This window comes from Longispora sp. NPDC051575 (assembly GCF_040681875.1).
GTDB lineage: Bacteria > Actinomycetota > Actinomycetes > Mycobacteriales > Micromonosporaceae > Longispora.
On sequence record NZ_JBFAZP010000004.1, the window covers coordinates 370349 to 395513 of the forward strand.

Annotated in this window: 22 protein-coding genes; 11 read left to right on the plus strand and 11 right to left on the minus strand. The window is 73.5% G+C overall.

The window, feature by feature from the left end; translation table 11 throughout:
- The first annotated feature begins 21 nt into the window (after positions 1 to 21).
- The 3 genes from AB0M43_RS12660 to AB0M43_RS12670 are packed head-to-tail and all read left to right on the plus strand — an operon-like array spanning position 22 to position 2397.
- Positions 22 to 945, plus strand: a complete 924-nt coding sequence (locus AB0M43_RS12660) for a TIGR04222 domain-containing membrane protein (RefSeq protein ID WP_363723940.1) — start codon at positions 22 to 24, stop codon at positions 943 to 945.
- Positions 942 to 1781, plus strand: coding sequence for a DUF692 domain-containing protein (locus AB0M43_RS12665; protein WP_363724559.1), 840 nt, complete (start codon positions 942 to 944; stop codon positions 1779 to 1781). The genes AB0M43_RS12660 and AB0M43_RS12665 overlap by 4 nt, the downstream gene beginning before the upstream one ends.
- Complete coding sequence (locus AB0M43_RS12670) at positions 1774 to 2397, plus strand: hypothetical protein (RefSeq protein WP_363723942.1); 624 nt, start codon at positions 1774 to 1776, stop codon at positions 2395 to 2397. Before AB0M43_RS12665 ends, AB0M43_RS12670 begins: the two co-directional genes overlap by 8 nt.
- Positions 2398 to 2445: 48 nt before the next feature.
- Here AB0M43_RS12670 and AB0M43_RS12675 read toward each other — a convergent pair whose 3' ends face one another.
- Positions 2446 to 3378 carry a S1 family peptidase gene (locus AB0M43_RS12675; protein ID WP_363723944.1) on the minus strand — a complete coding sequence of 311 codons (933 nt, stop codon included), beginning with the start codon at positions 3376 to 3378 and terminating at the stop codon, positions 2446 to 2448.
- 141 nt (positions 3379 to 3519) lie between these two features.
- On the opposite strand from AB0M43_RS12675, the gene AB0M43_RS12680 reads away from it, so the two are divergent.
- From AB0M43_RS12680 to AB0M43_RS12690, 3 genes are all read left to right on the plus strand, one after another.
- Positions 3520 to 3744, plus strand: coding sequence for a hypothetical protein (locus AB0M43_RS12680; protein ID WP_363723945.1), 225 nt, complete (start codon positions 3520 to 3522; stop codon positions 3742 to 3744).
- Positions 3745 to 3804: 60 nt separating this feature from the next.
- The gene (locus AB0M43_RS12685; protein ID WP_363723947.1) at positions 3805 to 5712 is read left to right on the plus strand and encodes a glycoside hydrolase; all 1908 of its coding nucleotides are present in this window, start codon (positions 3805 to 3807) and stop codon (positions 5710 to 5712) included.
- 221 nt (positions 5713 to 5933) lie between these two features.
- Positions 5934 to 6515 carry a hypothetical protein gene (locus tag AB0M43_RS12690; protein ID WP_363723949.1) on the plus strand — a complete coding sequence of 194 codons (582 nt, stop codon included), beginning with the start codon at positions 5934 to 5936 and terminating at the stop codon, positions 6513 to 6515.
- A 129-nt stretch (positions 6516 to 6644) separates the two neighbouring features.
- Here the strand turns inward: AB0M43_RS12690 and AB0M43_RS12695 are convergent, their stop codons facing one another.
- From AB0M43_RS12695 to AB0M43_RS12705, 3 genes are all read right to left on the minus strand, one after another.
- Positions 6645 to 7412 carry an ABC transporter permease gene (locus AB0M43_RS12695; RefSeq protein ID WP_363723951.1) on the minus strand — a complete coding sequence of 256 codons (768 nt, stop codon included), beginning with the start codon at positions 7410 to 7412 and terminating at the stop codon, positions 6645 to 6647.
- A 100-nt stretch (positions 7413 to 7512) separates the two neighbouring features.
- Positions 7513 to 8463, minus strand: a complete 951-nt coding sequence (locus AB0M43_RS12700) for an ABC transporter ATP-binding protein (protein WP_363723953.1) — start codon at positions 8461 to 8463, stop codon at positions 7513 to 7515.
- The gene (locus AB0M43_RS12705) at positions 8456 to 9082 is read right to left on the minus strand and encodes a TetR family transcriptional regulator (protein WP_363723955.1); all 627 of its coding nucleotides are present in this window, start codon (positions 9080 to 9082) and stop codon (positions 8456 to 8458) included. The genes AB0M43_RS12700 and AB0M43_RS12705 overlap by 8 nt, the downstream gene beginning before the upstream one ends.
- Before the next feature lie 96 nt (positions 9083 to 9178).
- Here AB0M43_RS12705 and AB0M43_RS12710 point away from each other — a divergent pair, with 96 nt between their 5' ends.
- The 4 genes from AB0M43_RS12710 to AB0M43_RS12725 all read left to right on the plus strand — a co-directional run bounded on the left by AB0M43_RS12710 (position 9179) and on the right by AB0M43_RS12725 (position 14009).
- Entirely contained in the window at positions 9179 to 10750 is a 1572-nt protein-coding gene (locus AB0M43_RS12710; RefSeq protein ID WP_363723957.1) for an MFS transporter, read from the plus strand.
- A gap of 198 nt (positions 10751 to 10948) precedes the next feature.
- On the plus strand, positions 10949 to 11665 hold the full coding sequence (locus AB0M43_RS12715) for a hypothetical protein (RefSeq protein WP_363723959.1): 717 nt from the start codon (positions 10949 to 10951) through the stop codon (positions 11663 to 11665).
- Between the two features lie 162 nt (positions 11666 to 11827).
- Complete coding sequence (locus AB0M43_RS12720) at positions 11828 to 13162, plus strand: NAD(P)/FAD-dependent oxidoreductase (protein ID WP_363723961.1); 1335 nt, start codon at positions 11828 to 11830, stop codon at positions 13160 to 13162.
- 301 nt (positions 13163 to 13463) lie between these two features.
- Complete coding sequence (locus AB0M43_RS12725) at positions 13464 to 14009, plus strand: helix-turn-helix domain-containing protein (protein WP_363724561.1); 546 nt, start codon at positions 13464 to 13466, stop codon at positions 14007 to 14009.
- 457 nt (positions 14010 to 14466) lie between these two features.
- Here AB0M43_RS12725 and AB0M43_RS12730 read toward each other — a convergent pair whose 3' ends face one another.
- Positions 14467 to 15321, minus strand: coding sequence for a putative protein N(5)-glutamine methyltransferase (locus AB0M43_RS12730; RefSeq protein WP_363723963.1), 855 nt, complete (start codon positions 15319 to 15321; stop codon positions 14467 to 14469).
- Positions 15322 to 15980: 659 nt separating this feature from the next.
- Entirely contained in the window at positions 15981 to 16700 is a 720-nt protein-coding gene (locus AB0M43_RS12735; protein ID WP_363723965.1) for an SDR family oxidoreductase, read from the minus strand.
- Between the two features lie 58 nt (positions 16701 to 16758).
- On the opposite strand from AB0M43_RS12735, the gene AB0M43_RS12740 reads away from it, so the two are divergent.
- Positions 16759 to 17283, plus strand: coding sequence for a MarR family transcriptional regulator (locus AB0M43_RS12740; protein ID WP_363723967.1), 525 nt, complete (start codon positions 16759 to 16761; stop codon positions 17281 to 17283).
- Positions 17284 to 17640: 357 nt separating this feature from the next.
- On the opposite strand, the gene AB0M43_RS12745 is transcribed toward AB0M43_RS12740, so the two are convergent.
- The 5 genes from AB0M43_RS12745 to AB0M43_RS12765 form a co-directional block, all read right to left on the minus strand.
- Positions 17641 to 18798 (minus strand): acyl-CoA dehydrogenase family protein, encoded by a 1158-nt coding sequence (locus AB0M43_RS12745; RefSeq protein ID WP_363723969.1) that lies wholly within the window; start codon positions 18796 to 18798, stop codon positions 17641 to 17643.
- A complete protein-coding gene (locus AB0M43_RS12750; protein ID WP_363723971.1) occupies positions 18795 to 20744 on the minus strand; it encodes a biotin carboxylase N-terminal domain-containing protein in 1950 nt (649 codons plus the stop codon). The genes AB0M43_RS12745 and AB0M43_RS12750 overlap by 4 nt, the downstream gene beginning before the upstream one ends.
- Positions 20741 to 22285, minus strand: coding sequence for an acyl-CoA carboxylase subunit beta (locus tag AB0M43_RS12755; protein WP_363723973.1), 1545 nt, complete (start codon positions 22283 to 22285; stop codon positions 20741 to 20743). Before AB0M43_RS12755 ends, AB0M43_RS12750 begins: the two co-directional genes overlap by 4 nt.
- 177 nt (positions 22286 to 22462) lie before the next feature.
- Positions 22463 to 24313, minus strand: coding sequence for an acyclic terpene utilization AtuA family protein (locus AB0M43_RS12760; RefSeq protein WP_363723974.1), 1851 nt, complete (start codon positions 24311 to 24313; stop codon positions 22463 to 22465).
- Complete coding sequence (locus tag AB0M43_RS12765) at positions 24310 to 25131, minus strand: TIGR03084 family metal-binding protein (protein ID WP_363723975.1); 822 nt, start codon at positions 25129 to 25131, stop codon at positions 24310 to 24312. The genes AB0M43_RS12760 and AB0M43_RS12765 overlap by 4 nt, the downstream gene beginning before the upstream one ends.
- Positions 25132 to 25165: the final 34 nt, after the last annotated feature.

Below are 25165 nucleotides of genomic sequence, written 5' to 3' on the forward strand. Positions count from 1 at the left end.
CACACCAGCCGGGGGACCTCGATGGCGGACGACACACTCGTGTTCGCGTTTATCCTCTCGGGGGCGGCCCTGCTCGCCCTCTCCGTCGTGGTGCGCGGCCGGCTGTTCGCCGGCGGCGGAGGACACCACCTGCCGGTCGACCCGATCGACGTCGCCGCCCTCAAGGGCGGACCCGCGCTCGCCGAGTTCGCGGCGCTCGCGGCCCTGCGCGCGTGCGGGGCACTCGGCGCCCACGGCGCGCCCGGCCCGCTGCCCGCCGGCCTGCCCCGGCTCGCGCAGGTCGCCCACCAGGGCATCCTCCGGGGCTCGAACCCGTGGGAGGCCCTGCGCCTGCCCGACGCCCGCGCCGCCCAGAGCCAGATCCGGGCCAAGCTCGAGCGCCAGGGCCTGCTGACCAGCCGGGGGCAGCGCGCCGGGGCCCGGGTCCTCCCCCTGGTCCTGCTGTGCGCGGCGGCCGTCGGGGTCGCGCTGGCCACCCGCTCGGCGGCCGACGAGCACACGGTCGCGTTCGTGCTGGGCTCCGCCGTCCTCGCGATCGTCGGCGTCCTGTCGCTGCGCGCCCCGCGCCTGACCCGGGCGGGCCGGATGATCCTGCGCGACCAGTTCCGGCGCAACGGTCACCTGCACCCGCGCAACCGGCCGTCGTGGGCGACGTACGGGCCCGCGGGGGCGGCGCTGAGCGTGGGGCTGTTCGGGACGGCCGCGTGGTGGGCGTCGGACCCGGAGTACGCGCAGTACCTCGGGCTGGGGCGCGCCGCCCTGGTCTCCTCCGGCGGGTACTACACGTCGAGCGGCTCGTGCGGTAGCTCGTCGTCGACGTCCGGGTGTTCCAGCTCCAACGACAACAGTTCCTCGTGCAACTCGTCGAGCTGTTCCTCGTCGTCGAGCTGCAGCTCCGGGTCCAGTTGCGGGTCGAGCTGCGGGGGCGGCGGAGGCGGGGATTGACCGGCCGCGCCGCACCGGCGGATCCGCCCGGGCGGGTCGCCGGGGTGGGGATCGGGTGGCGGCCCGAGATCGCCGGGTTCGTCGCCGGGCTCGCCGGGCTGCGGTTCTGCGAGGTGATCGCCGAGACCGTCGGCCCGACCGTGCCGGAGGCCCTCGCCGAGCTGCGCGACCGGGGCGTGGCCGTCGTCCCGCACGGGGTGGCGCTGTCCCTCGGCGGCGCGGATCCGGTCGAGCCCGCCCGGGTGGCCCGGCTCGCCCGGTGCGCCGCGCTGTTCGACGCGCCGCTGGTCAGCGAGCACATCGCGTTCGTCCGGGCCGGCGGGGTGGAGGCCGGGCACCTGCTGCCCGTGCCGCGCAGCCGGGAGGCCCTGGCGGCGCTCGTGGCCAACGTCCGGCGGACCCAGGGCGAACTGCCCGTGCCGCTGGCCCTGGAGCCGATCGCGACCCTGTTCGACTGGCCGGACGACGAGCTGACCGAGGCGCAGTTCCTCACCGAACTCCTCGACGCGACGGACGCGCTGCTGCTCCTCGACGTCGCCAACGTGTACGCCAACGCGCGCAACCGGGGGCACGACCCGCTCGCCCTGCTCGACGCGCTGCCCCTCGACCGGGTCGCCTACGCGCACGTGGCCGGCGGGTCCACGCACGCCGGGCTCTACCACGACACGCATGCCCACCCGGTACCCGTCGAGGTGTTCGACCTGGTCCGTGAGCTGTGCGCCCGGCACCGGCCGCCGGCCCTCCTCCTCGAACGCGACGACCGCTACCCGCCGGCCGCCGAACTCCGGGCCGAACTCGACGCGATCGCCGACGCCTCGGGCCACCCCCGTGTCTGAACCGGTCCCCACGCCCCCGCCCGGCTTCCCGGCACCCGACGGGGACGCGGGCCCCGGCACGACCCGGCGGGTGTGCGGCCTCGCCACCCGGCACGCAGAACTCCTCTCCGCACCGGGGGCTGCCGCCGGTCCGGGTCCGGGAGCCCCAGGATCCAGTTCCGTTCGAGGGGTACCGGCGCCCGACGGCCCGCCGCCGCCCCGGCCCGGGCTCGCGGAGCGGCAGGCGGCGCTGGTGGCGGCGCTGGTCGGTGGGGCCGAGCCGCCGGACGGGTTCGACCCGGCGCTGCTCGCGGCCACCGCCTCCGGGCTGCTCGCCAAGCGTGCCGGCGACGTGGCCCGGGCCTGGCCGGAACTCGCCCGGAGCCTCGGGCCCGACTGGCGGCGGTGGTTCGCCGGCTGGGCGGCCGGTCGACCGCCCGGCGGGTCCCACGCCGACGGGCTCGCCGCCGCGCGGGACCGGGCCGCCGCCGGTGAGCTGGACGGGGCGGCGGCCGTGGAGCTGGCGGTCCGCGAGGTCGCGCGGGTGCCGTGGTGGGCGGTGCGCTGGGACCGGGCCACCCGGGTGCTGCGGGTGGCCGGCCGCACGTTCGTGCTCGGCGGACCGGGCAGCCGGTAACGCCGAGGGCGACGGGGGCTTCGGCCCGCCGCGCGCTCTCCGCCCGGCTCAGTAGACGGCGACGCCGTACAGGGACTGGGCGCGGGTGACCGAGGCGTAGAAGGTGGTGCCGCCCGAGGAGCAGTTGCCCGAGCCGCCGGACAGGATGCCGATCGCCACCGACCCCGCGTACAGCGGACCGCCGCTGTCCCCCGGCTCGGCGCAGACGTTCGTGCGGATCAGGCCGGTGACCGTCCCGCCGCCCGGGTAGTTGACCGTGGCGTTGAGGCCCGTGACCGTCCCCGCACGCACCCCGCTGGTCGGGCCGCTGCGCCGGACGGCCTGCCCGACGGAGCCCGGGGCGGCGGAGGCGATGTCCTGGACCCCGGCGCCGTACAGGGTGACGTCGCCGGGGTGCGGGATCGCCGGGTTGGTGTAGCGGACCAGGGCGAGGTCGTAGCCGGCGTGCACGGACGTGACGACGCCGAGGACGACGGTGAGGGCCGGGTCGGCGTACACCGTGCCGCCGACCTTGGGGACGCAGTGCGCGGCGGTGAGGAACGAGTACGTGGTGCCGGCGCGGACGTTGAACGCGACGGCGCACCGGCCCGGGTAGAACGGCTCGCCGCCCCGCAGCCGGGGGGCGAACAGGCCGGGTTCGCGGACCAGGGTCGCGCCCGCCCGGCGCGCGGCGGCGGCCACGGTGGACAGGTCGGCGCCGGTGACCGAGTCGTCGGCGGCCACCACCGGCCGGCCGGTCGCGGGGTCGGTCCACCAGGCGGTGCCGGGGACGCGGGGCGAACGGGCCAGCTCGGCGTACCCGTCGGATCCGGGGTGGTCCGTGATCGGGCGGCCCGGGTCGGCGTACCCGTCGGAGGTTGTGGATCGTGCCGGATCCGCGGCAGCGGCGGGGTCGGGTGCCAGGGCCGCGAAAGCCGCTGAAGGGCTGGTCAGGGCCGCGAGGAGGAGGGTCAGGACGGTGAGGGAGCGGGCGGTGCGCACGGAGGGGCCTCCCAGTTACATAGATGGACGTCAGTCAATTGCAGCGGCCCCGCCCCCGGGTGACAAGGGACGGACCATGCCGTCATGCGGGTTCCCCATATTGGCGTCATACTGGGTCGACAAATCCGTCAGATGCGTATGATGACGACGCCGAAGCCCGGTGACCTGCTGGTTCTCGACCGCGACGCCTCGCCCCAGTTCGCCGGGCGGCCACTGACCGTCCGGGTGATCCGGATGACGGATCGACGGTCCTCCGTGGGCGGCTGGGGGTGGGCCGAGGTGTACGTGCTGGACCCCGGGGGTAACGCGACCGGCAAGCGCGAGGTCTTCCTCCACCTCGCGGGGCTCCGTCCACGGGTGAGCTAACCGAACCCGAATGATATTTTACGTTCGTTCATGATCGGCGATATATGTACGGGGGGCGCGGTGGACGAGTTCGCCAACGTGCTGAACCTCGTCGGCGTGCCCGCGCGGGCCCGTCCGGCCGGCCACAATCCGCTGACCGTGTTCGCCGATCTGGGCGCCTGGCACGGGTACGGGCTGCCGGACGCCGGGCACGCGGGCGGCTTCACCGGGCCGCTGTACGTCGCCGAGGAGTACCCCTGGTGGCTCTCGGCGGTCTTCAGCCGGCTCGGCCTGACCGACCTGGACACCGGCGAGCCCGTCGAACTGACCCTGGACAGCGCCGACGCGCTCCCGGGCCGGCTGCGGCAGGTGTGCGTGGGCGGCGGGCTGACCGTGACCCTGGGCCTCTGGTACACCTCGCACCGGGGTGCCGTGGTCGAGGCCCGGGTCCGGCACGACGGCGACGGCCCCCGGCGGCTGGCGGTGTCCTGGACGGGCGCGCTGCTGCCGCACGAGTACGCGCCCACCCTGCGCGCCACGGACACCGGGGTCGCCGCCGACTTCCGGGAGGTGCGCGACCGGCACGCGTTCCTGTCCACGACGGACGCACGCTTCGAGGTCCACCACGACGCCCCCGTGATCACGGTCGTCACCGGGGCGGGCTACCGCACCGACCGGGTCGCCCCGCTCGCCGTGCACGGCGAGGCCCGGCTGACCTGGCAGGAGAGCTACACGTTCACGGCCGGCGAACGGGACAGGCTCGCGGTCCGCGCCGAGCCGCCGGACGCCCGGTGGGCCCGCTACCTGGCCCGGGCCCTCGACGGGGTGGCCCCCGAGCGCCGCCGGCTCGCCGTCAAGGCCGTCACGACCCTCGTCACGAACTGGCGCAGCCCGGCCGGCGCGCTCCGCCGGGACGGCGTCACCCCGTCGCTGAGCTCTGCCGCGCACAACGGCTTCTGGTCCTGGGACTCGTGGAAGCACGCCGCCGGGGTGGCCGCGTTCGACCCGGCGCTGGCGGCGTCGGTGATCGAGTCCGTCTTCGACCACCAGCGCGACGACGGCATGGTGCCCGACGCGGTGTTCTACAACCGCGACGGCGTGAACTGGAACGAACGCAACACCAAACCGCCCCTGGCCGCCTGGGCCGTGTGGCAGGTGTACCACGCGGGCCGCGACCTGGCCTTCCTCCGCCGGCTGTACCCGCGCCTGGTCGCCTACCACCGCTGGTGGTACGACGCGCGGGACCGGTGCGGCTTCGGGATCTGCTCCTACGGGGCCACCCTGGACCCGGCCAACGACACCGACAAGGCCGTCGCGGAGGCCGCCTCGTGGGAGTCGGGCACGGACTCGGCGCCCCGGTTCGACGACGTGACCGTGCTGCCGGGGCGGACCGGGTTCACGATCGACCAGGAGTCGGTGTGCCTGAACGCGTACCTGGCCGCCGAGAAGGACCACCTGACCCTGATCGCGCGCGCCGTGGGGTCCTCCGACACGTTCCCGTCCAAGCAGGTGGCCAGCTACGTCCGCGACCGAATGTACGACGCCGGCACCGGCTGGTTCTACGACACGATCGACGGCCAGCCGCTCGTGGACCGCGGCAAGGGCGTCGAGGGCGTCATCCCGCTGTGGGCCGGGATCGCGACCCTGCCGCAGACGGTGGCGGTCCGGGCCGCGCTGCTCGACCCTGCGCGGTTCGGGACGCCGGTGCCGTGTCCGTCGGTGGCGGCCGACAGCCCGGCGTTCGCGCCCGAGCGGCACTGGCGGGGGCCGGTGTGGCTGGACCAGCTCGCCTTCGCGGTGGAGGGGCTGCGGCGGGCCGGGTTCTCCTGGGAGGCCGACGCGCTGACGGAGAAGGTGTTCGCCAACGCCGACGGGCTGGCCGGGGACGCGCCGCTGCACGAGAACTACCACCCGTTGACGGGGGCCCGGCAGGGGGCGCCGAATTTCAGCTGGTCGGCGGCCGCGGTGCTGCTCCTGCTCCGGGGCTGAGAAGACCCTTTTCCGGGTACCGGGGCGCGTGGGCCCGCTCGGGGTGGCCGGGGCGGTGCGGGTCACGGCGCGGGCCTGCTCCGGGCAGGGTGGGGCGCGGCGCGCGGGCCCGCTCTTGGCGGGGTCGGTCGCGGCGCACGGGCCCTTTCCGGGCGGGGCGGTTCGCCGGTAGGGCGGGCACTGTGGAGAGGCGTGTCGCACCCGGGTTGTAGGGTGCCCGGATGATCGACGAAGAACTGGCCGAGGATCTGCGCGAGTACATCCGCACCGCCGTGCGCTCCGGATACGACGACCCGGCCGAGATCCCCGAGGAAGCCGCCGAGAACGTGGACTCCGAGGACGACCCGGAGGTGCTCGACCTGGCCGAGCGGATCCTCGCGGAGGAGTCGGCCGCGCTCGCCGCCGAGCAGGCCGGCTGGCCGGCGGTCACCGACTGCGACCGGATCGACGCCGCGTTCGCCGCCCTCGACGCGGCCGGCGTGGTGGCCCGCGCGCACTTCACCTGCTGCGGCACCTGCGCGAACGCCGAGATCGGCGCGGAACTGGCCGACCACCCCGCGCCCCGGGGCTTCGTCTACCACCACATCCAGGACACCGACCACGCCGTCGCCGGCGGCGGCCTGATGCTCGGCTACGGGACGGTGGCCGACGGCGAGGAGGCGGTGGCGGCGATCGGCGAGGAGGTGGTGGCCGCGCTGCGTGTCCAGGGCTTCGAGCCGAAGTGGAACGGGTCCGCCCAGACCCGGATCGAGGTGCCGATGACCTGGCAGCGCCGGGTTCCGGCCGGGTCTCACGCCGGCTGAGCGATCGGACGACGCGGGCCGCTGTCCCGGACGACGCGGGCCGCTGTCTCGGGACGGCCGGAGCGGGCCGGCTGCCCTGGTGGTGGCCGGGCGCGACGGCCGCCCTCGTGGGCGTACCGGGCGGCCTGGTCAGTCGATGGCGCGGCGGTGGAAGCCCTTCAGGCCGGTGGCGGTGAGCACCGTCCCCGACACGACCAGCGCCGACAGGCACAGCCACGGGGGCAGGTGCGGCACGTCGGGGACGAGGGCCGCGCGGACCCCCTCGGACAGGTACGTCAGCGGGTTGAACGCCGTCACCCACTGGAACCAGGGCAACGTGTCGAGCGACTTCCACGGGTACTGCGTCGCGCCCGTGAACATCAGCGGGGTCAGGATCACGGCGAACCCGACGCTGATCCGGTTCGGCGGCATCCAGGTGCCCACGTTCATGCCGAGCGCGCCGCCGACCCAGCCGCCGAGCAGCAGCGCCACGAGCAGCAACGGCAGCCCGGCCGTGCGCCACGGGGCGTGGCCGAGGACCAGCGCGCCGATCGGGAACATCAGCACGGCGGCCACCATGGACCGGATCACGGCCATGCACAGCTTCTCGACGGCGACGAGCGCGATGGGCAACGGGGCCAGCAGCCGGTCCTCGATCTCCCGGGTGAAGGAGAACTCCATCACCAGCGGGAACGCCACGCTCTGCAACGCGGTGAGGAACGCGGTCAGCGCCACCATGCCGGGCAGCAGGAGCCGGCCGAAGTCGGCGGAGACGTAGCCGGCGGCGCCGAGCACCTTGGCGAACACGAACAGCATGAACAGCGGTTGCAGGGCCACCTGGAGCAGGAAGACCCAGAACTCCTTGCCCGTGACGAACAGGTCCCGCCACAGGATCGCGAAGAACGCCGTCCGGGTCACCGGGGGCCCCTTCCGGTCGGTGGCGGCGGCACCGCGGGGCCGCCGCCGGTCGGGGGAAACGTCGCCGCGAGGCGGTGGGGCGGGGGGAACGTCGCGCGGTTCACCGCAGCCCTCTGCCCGTCAGGTTGATGAACACGTCCTCCAGGCTCGGCTCGCCCAGGTGCACGTCCGACAGGCCGGCGTCGTGCGCGCCCAGCAGGGTGGCCACCGGGGCGAGGAGGTCGGGGCCGGGCCTCGTCAGGTACAACCGGAGTCGTTGGTCCTTGATCTTCTCGACCCGGTCCACGCCGTCGAGGTCGGCGACGAGCCCGATCAGCGCCGGGTCGTCCCGGGTGACCGTGAGCTCCAGGACCGACTGGCCGGACAGGCTGTGGGTGAGGGCCGCCGGGGTGTCCAGGGCCAGCAGGGCGCCGTGGTCGATGATGCCGACCCGGTCGCTCATCTCGGCCGCCTCGTCCATGTCGTGCGTGGTGAGCACGATGGTGGTGCCCCGGTCGCGCAGCTCGCGGACCCGGTCCCAGAGGAACAGCCGGGACTGCGGGTCGAGCCCGGCGGTCGGCTCGTCGAGGAACAGCACCTCGGGCTCGTGCATCAGGGCCCGGGCGATCATGACCCGCTGGACCATGCCCCCCGAGTACTGCTCGATCTTGTCGTCGGCCCGGTCGGCCAGCCCGAACTCCTCCAGCAGCGCCGCCGCCCGCGCGCGCCGCTCGGCCCGGGGCACCCCGTGGTAGGCGGCGTGGAAGGTCAGGTTCTGCCGGGGGGTGAGCGAGCGGTCCAGGTTGCCGCGCTGGGGCACGACGGCGAGCTTGGTCCGGGCCAGCACCGGGCTGCCGATCACGTCGACCCCGCCGACGCTCGCGGTGCCGCCGGTGGCCCGGACCCGGGTGGTGAGCACGCCGATCGTGGTGGACTTGCCGGCGCCGTTCGGCCCGAGCAGGCCGAAGACCTCGCCCCGGCGCACCTCGAAGCTGAGGCCGTCGACGGCGTTGACGTCCCGCTTCGGGTACCGCTTGACCAGGTCGGCGACGACCACTGCGGCCTCAGCCATCCGCGCCGCTCCGGGCGGGGTAGTTGACGCCCGCCGCGAGCAGCAGGAACGCCCGGTCGAGGCAGTCGGACAGCGGCACGGACCGGTCCCGCTCGTGCCAGGCCATCGCGACCTGCACGGTGGTGACGGCCACCGACGCCACGAGGGAGGCCCGGGGGTCGTCGGCGGGCACGCCCATCCTGGCCGCCAGGCAGTCCGCCAGCTCATCCGTCCGCGCGGAGCTGAAGGCGCGGCACCGGGCGGCCAGCGCCGGGCTCGCCGCCAACAGGCTCTGCATGCACGACACCTTCTCCGGGTCGAAGCCGTGCGTGCCCCGCTCGGCGGCCCGGACCACCTCGACCGACGCGTGCCGGACGACGTCGAGGACGGCCTCGTCGGCCGGCCGGGCGCGGATCAGGTCGAAGAGGAGCTCGAACTGCTGCTCCTGGATGGTGAGGAGGAGGTCGTCCTTGCCCTCGAAGTACCGGAAGAAGGTGCGGGCGGAGACCTCGACGGAGTCGGCGATCTCATCGACCGTGGTCGCCTCGAAGCCCTTGCGCTGGAACAGGCCGAACGCGGCGTCGACCAGCGCCTCCCTGGTGCGCTGCTTCTTCCGCTCGCGCAGACTCGCCGTCTCCATGCGCCGAAGTGTATCCCATGGTCAGTAGATGACTAATGTCACAGCTCTACCTTTGTCAGTTGACAGCAGATGTCAGTCGCTGACAAATTTCTGGGCATGACACTCACGCTCGACGCCCCGGCGCCCGCGGCCCCGCGACGCGGCAGCGCCAACCCCTGGCTCACCCTGGCCGCCGTCGCGATCGGCATCGCGATGGTCGGCCTCGACGCGACCGTCGTCGCCATCGCCAACCCGGCCATCGCCCGCGACCTCGACGCCGGACTGTCCGGCCTGCAGTGGGTCACCAACGGCTACCTGCTCGCCCTCGCCGTCTCCCTGATCATCGCCGGCCGACTCGCCGACCGGTTCGGGCGCAAGAAGCTCTTCCTGCTCGGCGTGGTCGGCTTCGCGGTCGCCTCGGTGGCGATCGGGTTCTCCGACAGCATCGGCGCCGTGATCTTCTGGCGGGTCGTCCAGGGCCTCGCGGGCGCACTGCTCCAGCCGGCCAGCCTGGCCATCCTGCGCAACGCGTTCCCCGCCGAGAAGCTCAACATGGCCATCGGCATCTGGGGCGGCACCTCGGCGCTGTCCATCGCCAGCGGCCCGATCGTCGCCGGCCTGCTCGTCGAGAACGTCGACTGGCAGAGCGTGTTCTTCCTCAACGCGCCCCTGGCGGTCCTCGCCGTCCTGCTGGGCTGGTTCGTGATCCGCGAGTCCCGCGACCCCGGCGCCGCCGGCTCGTTCGACCTGCCCGGGGTGGTGCTGCTGTCCGGCGCGTTGTTCTCCCTGGTCTGGGGGCTGATCAAGGCCCAGGAGCACGGCTTCGGCGACGCGCTGCCGCTCGGGTTCATCGTCGGCGCGCTCGTGCTGCTCGCCGGGTTCGTCCTGCGGGAGTCGAGGACGCGGCACCCGCTGCTGCCGCTGAGCCTGTTCCGCAACGTCTCGCTGTCGGCCGGTACCGCGCTGGTGACCCTCGCGTTCTTCTCCCTGTTCGGCGCGTTCTTCTTCCTCACCCTGTACCTGCAGCAGGTGCACGGCATGGGACCGGTCGAGGCCGGCGTGCGGCTGCTCCCCCTGACCGCCACGTTCATGTTCTCCGCCCCCGCCGCCGGGGCCCTGACCGCGCGGTTCGGGCCGCGCCTGCCGCTGGTGGCCGGCATGGCGCTCACCGCCGTGGCGCTGTTCGGGCTGTCGCTGGCCGAGGTCGACGCCGCGTACCTGACCCTGTGGCCGTGGTTCGTCCTGCTCGGCCTGGGCTTCGGCCTGGTCATCGTCGCCGGCACCGAGGCGATCGTCGGCAACGCGCCGGTCGAGCTGTCCGGGGTGGCCGGCGGACTCCAGCAGACCGGCGCGCAACTCGGCGGGGTGCTCGGCACGACCGTGTTCAGCACCGTCATCGCCAGCCGGGTCGGGGACGCGTTGGTGCCGAGGCTGGTCGAGTCCGGGGTGCCCGCCGAGGTGGCGCCCCGGTTCCAGGAGGCGGCGCAGTACGTGGCGCAGGGGGTCGCGCCGGTGCCGCCGGGGACTCCCGGGCCGCTCGCGCGGGCCATCACGGACGGGGCGCACCTGGCGTTCATGGACGGGTTCCACACGACGCTGACCGTGGGGGCGGTCGTGGCGCTGGTCGGGGCCGTGCTGGCGCTCGTGGTGCGGCGCGGGGAGAACGCGGGGGCCGGGGTGGCGTTGTAGACCGGCGCGGGCGACGGCTCCCCGGGGGCCGTCGCCCTCCAGCGCTTCGGGCGACCCGCGCCGGCCGGTACCCGGAGAGTGGGGTTTCGGGGTTTCGCGCCACAAGCGGCGTCGAACATGGACAAGACGCCGCGCATTGGTTACCGTCGATGCACCTTTAGTAAAGTTTCCTAAAGGTCACTTGATGGAGGACCCCTCATGAAGAAGCTCATCAGACACGGATGGGTCGCCGGCCTCCTCGCCGGCGCCCTGTTCATGCTCGGGCTCGGCGTCACCGGCTACTCCGCCACCGCGACCACGGCGGTCGGGCCCGGGACGTCGAGCACCGTCGTCGGCGGCCCCGACACGTTCACCCAGGTCCAGCCGACCGGGGCACCGTCGGAGTACAACAAGCCCCTCGAACGGTGCGCCAACGGCACGAGCCACCCGATCTCCGGACCGAACCCGATCCTGTCCGAGCCGGCCACCACGAAGTTCACCAGCAACCTCCCGCTGACCCTCAGCGTGCGGACCAGCGGTGACATCTGGTGGGGCCAGACCGCCCTGGTGTTCACGAACCGGTCGAGCACCGCGTTCCACATCGACTGCGCCGTGATCACCTTCGTCGCCCCCTCCGGCTCCGGTGACCACAACTTCCAGAACACGGTCACCTTCGGCCACCCCCAGCAGGACTACGTCGAGGTCCCCAAGGGCGGCGGCAACTCGTACTACATCATCCGGCTCGGCTTCCACGACGTGCCGCTCGCGCAGCGGATCGCGCAGCCGGGCAAGCCGTTCGAGTACCAGCTCAACGGGCCGGGCAGCTCCATCGCCCGCGAGGCCATCCGGGACTCGGTCCGCTTCATCGGCGACCTGGACCTCAAGGCCAACGACGCGCTGGTGAAGAAGTACGGCACCGACCGGCTGACCAACTGACCGTCGGCGGGTAGCGGAGGTGGCGTGCCGAGTGGAGCGGCACGGCACCCGCACCCTCGTTGGTCCGGGGCGGGGCAGGCTCGACGGTCCGCGCCAGGCGGGGCGAGGCACTTCATTCCCGGTCGCTCCGCGCCGGACGGAGCGGCGCGGCACACTGGTCGGATGGACATCATCGTGATCGGACTGGGCGTCGGCGGCGAGGAAGTGGCCGGCCGGCTGGCCGCGTCGGGGCTGGACGTGCTCGGCATCGAGAACCGCCTGGTCGGCGGCGAGTGCCCCTACTGGGGCTGCATCCCCAGCAAGATGATGATCAGGGCGGCCAACGCCGTCGCGGAGGCCCGCCGGGTGCCGACGTTCGCCGGGGACGCGACCGTGCGCCCCGACTGGGGGCCGGTGCACGCCCGGATCCGCGACGAGGCCACCGACAACTGGAACGACCAGGTCGCCGTCGACCGGTTCACGGGCAAGGGCGGCACGTTCCTCCGGGGGCGCGGCCAGCTGACGGGCCCCGGCCGGGTCCGGGTCGGCTCCGAGGAGTACGAGGCCACGAAGGGCGTCGTCATCGCCACCGGTACGACCCCGGCCATCCCCCCGATCCCCGGCCTCGCCGACAGCCCGTACTGGACCAACCGCGACGCCATCGAGGCCGCCGAACTGCCCGCGTCCCTCACCGTGCTCGGCGGCGGGGCCATCGGCCTGGAACTCTCCCAGGTCTACGCCCGGTTCGGCGTCGCCGTCACCGTCGTGGAGGCCTCCGACCGGATCCTCGCCCTGGAGGAACCCGAATCCTCGAAGGTCGCCCGCGAGGCGCTGACCGCCGACGGCGTGACCGTGCACGTGGGCCGCAGGGCCGTCAAGGTCGACGGCACGACCGTGTACCTCGACGACGGCACCGAGGTCACCTCCGACAAGATCCTCGTCGCCACCGGCCGCCGCGTCGACCTCGCCGGCCTCGGCCTGGACACCCTGGGCCTGGACCCCAGCGCGCGCAACCTCGAGGTCGACGAGTGGATGCGGGCCGGCGAACGCCTGTGGGCGGTCGGCGACGTCACCGGGCGCGGCGCGTTCACCCACATCGCGATGTACCAGGCTGACATCGCCGTTCGCGACATCCTCGGCCAGGGCGGTCCGGCGGCCGACTACAAGGCACTCCCCCGGGTCACGTTCACCGACCCGGAGATCGGGGCGGTCGGGCTCACCGAGGCCCAGGCGCGCGAGCGGGGGCTGACGGTCGGCACCGGGTACTCCCCGCTGGGGTCCTCGACCCGGGGTTGGATCCACGGGGTCGGTGACGAGGGGTTCATCAAGCTCGTCGTGGACACCGACCGGGGGGTGCTCGTCGGGGCGACCTCCGCCGGGCCGGCCGGGGGCGAGGTGCTGGCCGGGTTGGCGGTGGCGGTGCACGCGGAGGTGCCGGTGGAGACGCTGCGCAGCATGATCTACGCGTACCCGACGTTCCATCGTGCGATCTCCGAGGCGGTGCGGGCGATCCATTAGGGTCGGGGGCGTGACGGGTGGTGGAGGTGGGAAGAGGGGCGGGGGCCCGGGGCGGGGCGGGGATGGGGCTGGTGCTGATTCCGGGGCCGGATCCGATTCCGGGGCCGGATCGGGTTCCGGGGCCGGATCCGATTCCGGGGCCGGATCCGGTTCCGGGGCCGGATCCGGTTCCGGGGCCGGATCCGGTTTCGCTGCCGGTTCCGGGGCTGGTTCGGGGGCTGGTTCCGGGGGCGGGAGCGGCGTCGGGGGTGTGACGGGGCGGCGGGAGCAGGAACGCAGTCGGCAGACCCGGCTGCGGCTCATGCGGGCCACCGCCGAGTGCCTCGTCGAGCTGGGCTGGTCCGGCACCACCACGACGGCGGTGTCCGAGCGCGCCGGCGTGTCCCGGGGCGCCCAGCTGCACCACTACCCGACCCGCGCCGAACTGGTCGTCGCCGCCGTCGAACACGTCGCCGTCGCGCGCACCGAGGAACTGCTCCGCACCGCCGACACGCTGCCCGGCGACGAACGGCGGACCCTGGCGGTGCTGGAGCTGCTCGCGGAGCTGTACACGGGGCCGTTGTTCGAGGCCGCCGTGGAACTGTGGGTCGCGGCGCGCACCGATCCGCAGCTGCACGCCGTGGTGGCACCGTTGGAGGACAGGCTGGGCCGGGAAGGGTACCGGCTGGCGCTGGAGTTGCTCGGCGCCGACGACGCGCGGCCGGAGATCCGGGACGCGGTGGGCGCGACGCTGGACCTGGTGCGGGGGTTCGGGTTGGCCAACCTGCTCAGTGACGACCGGTCGCGGCGGAGTCGGTTGCTGCGGCAGTGGGCGGCGATGCTCGACACGGTTCTCGCCGAGGGGTAGCCGCGCGCCTGGTGGGGGCTGCCTTCTTGCTCGGTCAGGCTCCGGGTGGGGTGCGCGGCTCAGCAGCCGTGCGGGGACCCGTGTCGTGGGGGGACTCGATCCGTGCGGTCATGCGTCATGTGGCCATGCCATGCGCCGTATGACCACGCGCCGTGCGGCCACGCGCCGTGCGGCCACGCGCCGTGCGGCCACGCGCCGTGCGGCCACGCGCCGTGCGGCCACGCGCCGTGCGGCCACGCGCCGTGCGGCCATGCGCCGCGCGGTCGCGCGCCCAGCGGCACGCGGCCCGGTGGAAACGCATCGCTTGCTCCCGGGCTCTAAGGTGCGCGGACCGCCTCGCGCGGTGGGCTGGCTCCGCCGTGCGCGGTGCGCTGTCCCTGCCGTGCGCGGCTCGGCGGGGACCGCACGTTGTCGCCGGCTCCCGAGCGCCCAGCGGGCGGGCACCCGCAGCACCCGGTCACCGACGCCGCGGTGACCCGTCGCCCGGGCGGGTGCCGATCACGACGGTCGCGGACAGCTCGTCGGAGGTGACGATCCGGGAGTCCAGGCCGTGGCGGGTGAACAGTTCCAGGGTCGCCGGGGCCTGGTGCTCGCCCGTCTCGACCAGCAGGTGCCCGCCCGGGGCCAGCCACCGCCCCGCCCCGGCGGCCACCCTGCGCTGGACGTCGAGCCCGTCGGCACCGCCGTCGAGGGTGACGTGTGGTTCGTGCAGCCGGGCCTCCGGGGGCATCAGTTCGATGGCATCGGTCGGCACGTACGGCGCGTTGGCGACCAGTACGTCAACCCGGCCGCGCAGGGTGGCGGGCAGCGGGGCGTAGAGGTCACCCTCGTGGACGGTGCCGCGCGCGCCCAGGTTGCGGCGGGCGCACCGCACGGCGGCGGGTTCGATGTCGGCGGCGTGCAGTTCGACACGGTCCGGAGTCGCGGCGAGGATGGCCGCGCCGACCGCGCCCGAGCCGCAGCACAGGTCGACGACGACGGCCCGCTCGTGACTGGCCGGCGGGGTACGGGCCAGCGTGATCCGGGTCAGGGCGGCACGGGTCAGGGCGATCGCCCGGTCGGCGAGGAAGGCGGTGCGGCGGCGGGGCACGAACACCCCGGGGTCCACGGCGATCCGCAGGCCGTGGAACTCCGCCCAGCCCAGGACGTGTTCGAGCGGCAGTCCGGCGACCCGGCGGTCCACGAGGGCGGCGAGTTCGGCAGGGGTCCGGGCGGCGGCGACGAGCAGGCGCGCCTCGTCCTCGGCGAAGACACAGCCGACGGCGCGCAGGCGGGAGACGATCACGGATTCGGAGTGCGGTGACAGCGACATGCGAGAGCCTTTCGGGGGTACCGACGGGCGCTCACTCGGTCGACTACGTCCGGCGGACCGCGCGGCCGTTCGAGGGGAGCACCCGGCCTGGACCAGCAGTCATGGGTTCCCACCTCCTCGATATGTCCAGCTCCGACGCAGGTGACGTTACATGATCCACACGACCTGGCACAAACACCGCACCCGACGCACCGGCCATGGGTCCGCTGCCGCCCCGGGGGCGTTTCGTGGAGTGCGGACGTCGCGCCTCCGGTGTTGGCGGTTTGCCGCGCGTGGGTAGACGTGAGCGGTCACGCCTACGCGGGACCGCTCGCTCACGTGCATGCGCAGGACCGTTCGTCTGTAGCGGCCAGCACGTTTCCCGCAGTCAAGTCGACTGTGATCGGGGCACGGCAGCTCAGGCTTCCTAGGCGGCTGGCCTGAATGCACATCCACGTCACCGCCAGCCAAGGGTGGAGCGACCTTCCTCGGCACAATGCGCGCGGACACCTGCCCCCTCCCACACATCAGCTCGGGAACCGAACCGGTCCTGCCCGCATTCTGACCCAGAACCGGATCGCTTCCCGCCGAAGTACCGGCCCGAGAACCGAGCCGTCTCCGCCCGGGCACCGTGGCGAAGAATGACGTCCCCGGCGTACCCGACGAAGGGTTTTTGCTGGTCAGCGGCCCAGGTACGCGCCTCCATTGACGTGCACGACCTGGCCGGTCAGGTGACCGGCGGCCGGGGAGGCGAGGAAGTCCACGGTCGCGGCGACGTCGGCGGTGGTACCGGGCCGGCCGTTGCGGGTGGCGGCGACCCGCTGGGCGACCCCCTCCTCGGTCATCCGGTCGCGGAAGAACTCGGTGGCCACGATCAGGCCCGGCGACACGACGTTCGCGGTGATGCCGCGTGGGCCGAGCTGGCTGGCGAGCGACGCGGTCCACGCCTCGACGGCCGCCTTGGCCGCGCCGTAGGAGTTGGCGCCCAGTCGCGCCGCGATCGACCCGATCGTGACGATCCGGGCGTCGTCGGCGAACCGGGGGGTCAGCGCGGTGGTGACGAGGACGGCGGACAGCAGGTTCGCGTCCAGGTTGGCCCGCCAGTTCGCGGCGAGCGCGGCCAGGTCGTCCCCGTCGTCGGGCCGGTCGAAGTCGGTGTTGCCGCCCGCGTTGTTGACCAGCACGTCGATCCGGTCGGGCAGCAGCGGCAGCGCGGCGGTGACGGCGGCCGGGTCCGCGGCGTCGAACGGTACGGCGGTGGCTCCGAGCCGGGCGGCGGCCTCCTTCAGCGGTGTCTCGCGGCGGCCGGTGACCACGACGCGGTCGCCCGCGCGGGCGAAGGACTCCGCGACGGCGTACCCGATCCCGGTCGCGCCTCCGGTGACGACGACAGTACGCATCCCAAACTCCTTTAGGCCTAAAGTAGTATCGGTGGCACGCTAACACGAGGAGGACCGCATGGACGACGCCGTCGACCTGATCCAGTCCGCCTGGGCCCGTGAGCGCCCCGGCACCCCGGTGGCGTCGATCGGCGTGATCACCCGGGTCTGGCGGATCGGCAAGCTGCTGTCCGACGAGCGGCGGCGGACGCTGACCCGGCTCGGTATCGACGCGGCGACCCTCGACCTGCTCAGCACGCTGCGCCGCGCCGGGGCTCCGTACCAGTTGCCGCCCGGCGAGCTGGCCCGGTTGTCCCTGGTCAGCGCCGGGGCGATCTCCCAGCGGGTCGCCCGGGCCGAGTCCGAGGGGCTGGTCCGCCGGGAGAAGGCCGGCCCCGACGGCCGGTCCGTACTGGTCACCCTCACCGACCACGGGCACCTTCTGCTGGACCGGTCCGTGGACGACCTGCTCCGGCACGAACAGGGTCTGCTCGGTGCACTCACCGAAGCTCAGTGTGAGCAACTGTCGGACCTGCTCCGGGTGCTGCTCGCGGATCTGGGCGGCCTTCACGAGCGGGAGGCACCGGAGCCACCCACGCTGTGATCGACCAACCCCGAGCCCGACCCAACCGAGTCGTATTGCCCAACCGAGCCCTACAGCCCGATCGAGCCCCACGGCCCAACCGAGCCGCACAGTCACCATCGGACGGCCCGGCACCCCGCGAGGAAGCGTTGACAGCCTCGGTGCCGCCGTGCCGGAAACCCACCAGCGGGCGTGCCGGACTCGACGTACCAGCTGGCGTGCCAGGCTCGACACCAGCTGGCGTGCCAGGCTCGACGCACCAGCCGGGCCTGGAGTGGCGCACGAGTGGGGTCAGCAGCGTGGTGCTGGCGCTGCGGAAGCGCTGTGACACTGGCCCGGGGGAAACTGTGCGGCACTGGCCCTGCGGAACGGGCCGGGTCAGTAGGAGCGCGGTAGGCCCAGGGTGTGTTGGGCGACGTAGTTGAGGATCATCTCGCGGCTGACCGGCGCGACCCTGGCCACCCGCGAGGCGACCAGCAGGGCCGCGATCCCGTAGTCCACGGACAACCCGTTCCCGCCGAGGGTCTGGATCGACTGGTCGACGATGCGCGCGGCGGCCTCGGCGGCGGCGTACTTGGCCATGTTCGCCGCCTCACCCGTCCCCTCGTCGTCCCCGGCGTCGTACAGCCACGCGGCCTTCTGGGTGAGCAGTCGGGCCTGTTCGAGTTCGATCGCGCACACCGCGAGGGGGTGCGCGATGCCCTGGTGCGCGCCGATCGGCCCCTGCCACACGGTGCGGGTCCTGGCGTAGTCCACGGCGGTGTCGAGGGCCTGGCGGGCCATGCCGAGGCTGAACGCGGCGACCATGATCCGCTCGGGGTTGAGGCCGGCGAACAGTTGCAGCAGCCCGGCGTCCTCGTCCCCCACCAGCGCGTCGGCGGGCAGGGCCACGTCGTCGAGGAACAGCGCGAACTGTTTCTCCGGCGCGACCAGTTCCATCTCGATCGCCTGCCAGGTGAACCCGGGCGCGTCGGTGGGCACGATGAACAGCGCGGGCTTCAGCTTTCCGGTGCGCGCGTCGGCGCTGCGGCCCACGACCAGCACGGCGTCCGCCTGGTCCACGCCGGAGATGAACACCTTACGGCCGTTGAGAACCCACCCCTCGTCGGTGCGGGTACCCGTCGTCGTCAGGTTGTGGCTGTTCGAGCCGGCCTCGGGCTCGGTGATGCCGAACGCCATCGTGACCGTCCCGTCGGCGATCCCGGGCAGCCACCGCCCCTTCTGGGCCTCCGTGCCGAACCGGGCGATGATCGAGCCGCAGATCGCCGGGGACACGACCATCAGCAGCAGCGGGCAGCCGGCCGCGCCGAGTTCCTCGCACACCGCCGCGAGGTCCGCGATACCGCCACCCCCGCCGCCGTACTCGGCCGGGATGTTGACGCCGAGGTAGCCGTAGCGGCCGGCCTCCTCCCACAGCTCCGTGGCCCGTTCGTTGGTACGGACCTTGTCGCGCATGTACCGGTGCCCGTACCGCTTGCCGAGTTCGGCCACCGCCGCCCGCAGGGCGCGACGCTCGTCCGTTTCGTGGAAGTTCACTGTGCCTCCAGGACCGCGAGTGGGGTGTCGGTGTCGACCTGGTCGCCCACCGTGACGTGCAGGACCGTGAGAACGCCGTCGACGCCGGCCGTGACCGGGAAACGCATCTTCATGGCCTCGAGTTCGAGCAGCAGGGCGCCGGCGGTCACCTGTTGACCCTCGGTCACGTGCACCGCCACGACCGTGCCCGGCATCGGGGCGAGGAGGGATCCGGCGGCCAGATCCGGTCGGGGCCGGGGAAACCTCTCGACGGGTACGAGAGATACCGCGCCGAGCGGGGAGTCCACGCACACGAGACCGGGGTAGGCGGACACCTCGAAGGTGTGCCGGAGGCCGTTGCGGGTGAGCACCACGCGGTCGGGGGTCGCCGAGACCAGGCAGACGCCTGCCAGGTCGGAGCCAGGGCTCTCCGCGAGGCCGGGCTCGGGAGGTCCGGAGTCGAGGCGGTGGGTGGCTTCCAGCGTGTCGCGGGTGAGGTGGTAGGTGACCTCGTGTCCGGCGAACGCCCTGACCTGGCGGGTGGACGGCACGTTGCGCCAGCCGGACGGGATGCCGCCCAGCACGGGAGCCTCCGCCCGGTTGCGCGCGGCGACGGCCAGGGCGGCGGCCAGTACCGACAGCGGATCGGCGTCCGGCGCCGCAGTCAGGTCGTGCCGGCCGAAGAAGCCGGTGTCGGTGGCCCCGGCCAGGAACTCCGGGTGCCGCAACGTACGGACCAGCAGGTCCCGGTTCGTGGTCAGACCGTGCACCGCCGCGCCGGCCAGCGCCGAGGCCAGTCGACGGGCAGCCTCCTCCCGGGACGGAGCCCAGGCCACGACCTTGGCGAGCATCGGGTCATAGTGGACACTGACCTGGTCCGCGCCGCCGTCGTCGACCCGGAGACCGAATCCGACGGGTACCGCGAACCGGGCGTCGACCCCGGGGAACTCGCACCGGAACAACGCACCCGCCTGGGGCAGCCAGTCCCGGGCCGGGTCCTCGGCGTACAGCCGGGCCTCGATCGCGTGGCCCGTCCGGACCGGGGGCTCCGGGGGCAGCGCCACGCCCTCGGCGATCCGGAGCTGCCAGGCGACCAGGTCCAGCCCCGTCACGCACTCCGTCACCGGATGCTCGACCTGGAGCCGGGTGTTCATCTCCAGGAACCAGAACTCACCGGACGGGGCGACGAGGAACTCGACGGTGCCGGCGCCCACGTACCCGATGGCCTCGCAGATCCGGGTCGACGCGGCGCAGAGCCTGTCGCGCAGCGCGGCGTCGACGAACGGGGAGGGCGTCTCCTCGACCACTTTCTGGTGCCGGCGTTGCAGCGAGCACTCGCGCTCACCCAGGGTCCAGACGGTGCCGTGGGTGTCGGCGAGCACCTGGACCTCGATGTGGCGGCCGTCGGCGACGTACGGCTCGACGAAGACCTCCGCGTCCCCGAACGCGGCGGCGGCCTCGGCACGGGCGGTGGCCAGTTCCGCGTCGAGTCGGGCCGGGTCGCGCACGATCCGCATGCCCCGGCCGCCGCCGCCCGCGTCGGCTTTGATGAGGACCGGGAACGTCGTGCCCGACAGGGTCGGGACGTCCGCGTCCGTGGCGAGTTTCTTCGCCGCCAGCTTGGAACCCATCGCCGCGATCATCTCCGCCGACGGGCCGACCCAGGTCAGACCCGCGTCGTGCACCCGCAGCGCGAACTCCGCGTTCTCCGACAGGAAACCGTAGCCGGGGTGCACGGCGTCCGCGCCCGCCCCGAGCGCCGCCGCGATGACCAGGTCACCGCGCAGGTACGTGTCGGTCGGCGTCACCCCCGGCAGCCCCACCGCGAGGTCGGCCTCCGCCACGAACGGCGCGGTCGCGTCGGCCTCGGAGTACACCGCCACCGTCTCGATGCCCAGGTCCCGACAGGTCCGGAAGATCCGGCGCGCGATCTCGCCCCGGTTGGCGACCAGCAGTCTGGTGATCACGGCCGGAACACCCCGTATCCGTCGGTGCCCTTGACCGGGGCGGAGTGGATGGCGGACAGGCAGATGCCGAGGACCGTGCGGGTGTCGCGCGGGTCGATCACCCCGTCGTCGTAGAGCCGGCCGGACAGGAACAGCGGCAGGGACTCCGCCTCGATCTGGGCCTCGACGGCGGCGCGCATCATGGCGTCGCGTCCTTCGTCGTACCGGTCGCCGGCGGCCTGGCGCGCGATGATCGACAGGACCCCGGCGAGCTGTTGCGGGCCCATGACGGCGGCCTTGGCGCTGGGCCACGCGAACAGGAAGCGGGGGTCGTACGCCCGGCCGCACATGCCGTAGTGGCCCGCGCCGTACGACGCTCCCATCAGGACGGACAGGTGCGGCACCCGACTGTTGGACACCGCGTTGATCATCATGGCACCGTACTTGATGATGCCGCCCCGTTCGTATTCCGCGCCGACCATGTACCCGGTCGTGTTGTGCAGGAAGACCAACGGGGTGTCCGAGGAGTTCGCCAGCTGGATGAACTGCGCCGCCTTCTGGGACTCCTCCGCGAACAGCACACCGCGCGCGTTGGCCAGGATGCCCACCGGATAGCCGTGCAGCCGGGCCCAGCCGGTGACCAGACTCGGCCCGTACAGCGGCTTGACCTCGTCGAACTCCGAGCCGTCCACGATCCGCGCGATCACCTCGCGCGGGTCGAACGGCGTCTTCAGGTCCTCCGGGATCAGGTCGAGCAGATCGTCGGCGTCCAGCAGCGGCGGTCTGCTCTCCTGCGGCGGGGTCCCGTGTTTGCGCCAGTTCAACCGGGCCACGATCCTGCGCCCGATCCGGATCGCGTCCCGCTCGTCCTCCGCCAGGTGGTCCGCCAGGCCAGACACCCGCGCGTGCATCACCGCCCCGCCCAGCGACTCGTCGTCGGACTCCTCGCCGGTGGCCATCTTCACCAGCGGCGGCCCGGCCAGGAACACCTTCGACCTGTCCCGGATCATCACCACGTGGTCGGACATCCCCGGGATGTACGCACCGCCGGCCGTCGAGTTGCCGAACACCAGGGCGATCGTGGGCAGCCCGGCCGCCGACGCGCGGGTCAGGTCCCGGAACACCCGGCCGCCCGGGATGAAGATCTCCTTCTGGCTCGGCAGGTCCGCGCCGCCCGACTCGACCAGGTTGATCAGCGGGAGGCGGTTCTCCATCGCGATATCGGCCGCCCGGAACGTCTTCTTCAGCGTCCACGGGTTGCTCGCCCCGCCCCGGACCGTCGGGTCGTTGGCGATGATGACGCACTCCACGCCCTCGACCACCCCGATGCCGGTGACGACGCTCGCCCCGACCGGATACTCACTCCCCCAGCCCGCGAGGGGGGACAGCTCCAGGAACGGCGAGTCCTCGTCGACCAGCAGCTCGATCCGCTCCCGGGGCAGCAGCTTGCCCCGGCCGTGGTGCCTGTCGGTGTACTTCGCGCCGCCACCCGCCACGGCCTTGGCGTGTTCCGCGTCGAGCTCGGCGAGCTTGGTGAGCATGGCCGTTCGGTTACCGGTCATGGGGCGGTCCTGTTCGCGATGAGTGGGACTGGGCTGCGTTCCAGAATGGCTCGGGTCGTACGGCAGGCGACAGTGCCGTTCGGCACCCTTGCGGGCGCGGCCCGACGAACTCGACCCTGCCGTTCGGCACTTGGCCGGCGGGGCCGCCGACCGGCAGTGTGGAGGGACCGACGGCGGTCACAGGAGGTCCTCCGGAATGTCCACGATGCGCGAGCGCAGCCACTCCCCGACGGCCTTGCCCTGGGGGTCGAACCGGGCCCCCTCCGCGACCCCGCTGCCGAGCAGGCCGTCAACGACGAACAGCGCCGCGTTCAGGTTGGGTAGCAGGTGCCGCGTCATCGAGTTCGCGGCGGTCTCGGGAAGGAGCTCGTGGAGGCGGTGGGTGGTGAGGGTCGCGGTGAGCCAGGGCCAGGCGCGCGGGTCACGGACCCAGACGCCGAGGGTGACCGCGCCGCCCTTGTCCCCGGAGCGGGCGCCGACCAGGGTGCCCAGTGGCAACCGCCGGGTCGGGCCGAACTCCGCCGTCCGGTGCACGCCTTCGGTGGTCCCTTCCCCTCCGATGCCCGACGGAGCCCTCTCCGGAACGCCGCGCACTCCCCGGGACAACTCGACCGGTGCGCCGGGCTCTCCCGGGGTGACACCGGCGAGCGGCTCCATGTCCGGCGGTGGTGGCGCGCCAACTCCCTGGTCCGATCCTCCGCTCGGGCCGCCCGGGACCTCACCTGCGCCAGGACGACCCGTCGCAGGAACCATGACGACCGGAGCGATCGGAGCGATCAGGTGACGGGTCGCGTCGGGAAGGACCAGCACCTGCTCCACGGTGGACGCGGGGAGAAACTCCGCGCGGTAGTCCCCGTAGGGCACCGCCTCGCCCGGCAGGGCGGCCAGGTGGAAGCCCGGGACGCTGCCCAGGGCGAGTTCCACGACCCGGGCGCTGAAGGCCTTCCCGACGCGTTTCGGGTCCGGCCCGCGCACCACGCACCGGAGCAGTGCGCTGGCCTCCTCCTGCACGTCGGCGTCGGCGTGGTCGGTGCGGGCCAGGGTCCATCGGGCCTCGGGAAGTTCGAGCTGCGAACGGACCAGCGCGGCCTTGGACTCGACGTCCAGGCCGGTCAGGATGAAGAGCGCCTCGTTGCGGTACCCGCCGACGGAGGTCACCGCCACCTTCACCGTCCCCGGTGGCGGCTCGCCCCGGACTCCGCTGACCAGCACCCGGTCGGGGCCGTCGGCGGTGAGCGCGATCGTGTCGAAGCGGGTGGTCACGTCGGGTCCGGCGTAGCGGGGGCCGGTGATCTCGTAGAGGAGCTGGGCACGGACGGTGTCGACCGTGACCGCGCCGTCCGTGCCCGGATGTTTGGTGATCAGGGCCGAGCCGTCGGCGCGCACCTCCGCGATCGGGAAGCCCGGGTGGCGGAGGGCCGGAAGCTCGGTGAAGAACGCGTAGTTGCCGCCGGTGGCCTGCGTGCCGCACTCCAGGATGTGCCCGGCGACAGTGGCCCCGGCGAGGACGTCCCAGTCGTCGCGCGCCCAGCCGAAGTGCGCGGCGGCCGGGCCGACCACGAGCGAGGCGTCGGTGACCCGGCCGGTGACCACGATGTCCGCACCGGCGGCGAGCCCCTCCGCGATCCCCCACGCCCCGAGGTACGCGTTCGCGGTCAGCGCCCCCGGGAAGCCGTCCCGGACGTCGTCGCCCTCGACATGGGCTACGGAGACCGTGACGCCCAGGGTCCCCGCGAGGGTCCGCAACGCCGCCGCGAGTCCGGCCGGGTTGAGGCCGCCCGCGTTGGTGACGATCCGCACTCCCTGGTCGACGGCCAGGCCCAGACACTCCTCCATCTGGCCGAGGAACGTGCGGGCGTACCCGAGGGAGGGGTCACGCAGCTGGTCACGGCCCAGGATGAGCATGGTCAGCTCGGCCAGATAGTCACCGGTCAGCACGTCGAGATCGCCCCCGGTGAGCATCTCCCGGACGGCCGAGTGCCGGTCGCCGTAGAAGCCCGACGCGTTCCCGATCCGCAGCACGGTCACCGGACACCCTCTGCCGGTACGGGAGCAGGGTCGGCGGCGGCCGGCGTCGCCCGGGGGCGGCCCGGGCCGGGAGGTCCGGCGAAGGCCTGGGCGATGTCCAGCCAGCGGTCGGCCCCCGTCCCCTCGGCGCGCAATGCCACGTCGGCGCGATGCCGGCGCTGGGTGACGAGCAGGCAGAAGTCGAGGGCTGGTCCGGTGACCCGGTCGGCGGCGTCGGCCGGGCCCCAGGTCCACAGGCCACCGTCCGGGGTGGTCAGTTCGACGCGGGGCTCGGCGGGCGGCGGTTCGAGGCCACGGACGGCGAACCCGAAGGACCGGGTGCGGACGCCCAGGTGGGCGATGTGCCGCAGTCGGCCGGTGGGCGGACGCGACACGCCCAGCGCGTCGGCGACGTCCTCGCCGTGCGCCCAGGTCTCCATGATCCGGGCGGTGGCCATGGAGGTGCCGCTCATGGGCGGGCCGTACCAGGGGAATCTGGTGTCCGGGGTCCCGGCCAGCGCGTCGGCCAGCCGGGCACGGGAGGTGCGCCACCGACTGAGGAGCGTGGTGGGGGTGAGGAGGGCCCCGGCGTCCGCGCCCTCGTCGACGAACCGGGCCGGGTCGATGGTCGCCAACTCGGCCAGGAAGCCCGCTGGGTCCGTCACGGCGAGCAGCGCCCGTTCGTCGGTCCAGGCGAGGTGCGCGACCTGGTGGGCGATGGTCCAGCCGGGTGCCGGGGTCGGGCGGCGCCAGGTGGCGGCGTCGAGCGGTGCGACCAGGGAGTCGAGGCTCTCGCTCTCGTGGCGCAGGTCGGTCAGGACGTCCGCGAGCTCGACCATGGCGTCTCCACTGTGCCCGTGGGGCTACGACCTC

What these genes read in the sequence shown, in the direction of transcription:
- AB0M43_RS12660 (WP_363723940.1), top strand. Translation starts at nt 22, where the DNA reads ATGGCGGACGACACACTCGTGTTCGCGTTTATCCTCTCGGGGGCGGCC.
- AB0M43_RS12680 (WP_363723945.1), top strand. Translation starts at nt 3,520, where the DNA reads ATGACGACGCCGAAGCCCGGTGACCTGCTGGTTCTCGACCGCGACGCC.
- AB0M43_RS12690 (WP_363723949.1), top strand. Translation starts at nt 5,934, where the DNA reads ATGATCGACGAAGAACTGGCCGAGGATCTGCGCGAGTACATCCGCACC.
- AB0M43_RS12700 (WP_363723953.1), bottom strand. Translation starts at nt 8,463, where the DNA reads ATGGCTGAGGCCGCAGTGGTCGTCGCCGACCTGGTCAAGCGGTACCCG.
- AB0M43_RS12705 (WP_363723955.1), bottom strand. Translation starts at nt 9,082, where the DNA reads ATGGAGACGGCGAGTCTGCGCGAGCGGAAGAAGCAGCGCACCAGGGAG.
- AB0M43_RS12710 (WP_363723957.1), top strand. Translation starts at nt 9,179, where the DNA reads ATGACACTCACGCTCGACGCCCCGGCGCCCGCGGCCCCGCGACGCGGC.
- AB0M43_RS12715 (WP_363723959.1), top strand. Translation starts at nt 10,949, where the DNA reads ATGAAGAAGCTCATCAGACACGGATGGGTCGCCGGCCTCCTCGCCGGC.
- AB0M43_RS12720 (WP_363723961.1), top strand. Translation starts at nt 11,828, where the DNA reads ATGGACATCATCGTGATCGGACTGGGCGTCGGCGGCGAGGAAGTGGCC.
- AB0M43_RS12725 (WP_363724561.1), top strand. Translation starts at nt 13,464, where the DNA reads ATGCGGGCCACCGCCGAGTGCCTCGTCGAGCTGGGCTGGTCCGGCACC.
- AB0M43_RS12730 (WP_363723963.1), bottom strand. Translation starts at nt 15,321, where the DNA reads ATGTCGCTGTCACCGCACTCCGAATCCGTGATCGTCTCCCGCCTGCGC.
- AB0M43_RS12735 (WP_363723965.1), bottom strand. Translation starts at nt 16,700, where the DNA reads ATGCGTACTGTCGTCGTCACCGGAGGCGCGACCGGGATCGGGTACGCC.
- AB0M43_RS12740 (WP_363723967.1), top strand. Translation starts at nt 16,759, where the DNA reads ATGGACGACGCCGTCGACCTGATCCAGTCCGCCTGGGCCCGTGAGCGC.
- AB0M43_RS12755 (WP_363723973.1), bottom strand. Translation starts at nt 22,285, where the DNA reads ATGACCGGTAACCGAACGGCCATGCTCACCAAGCTCGCCGAGCTCGAC.
- AB0M43_RS12765 (WP_363723975.1), bottom strand. Translation starts at nt 25,131, where the DNA reads ATGGTCGAGCTCGCGGACGTCCTGACCGACCTGCGCCACGAGAGCGAG.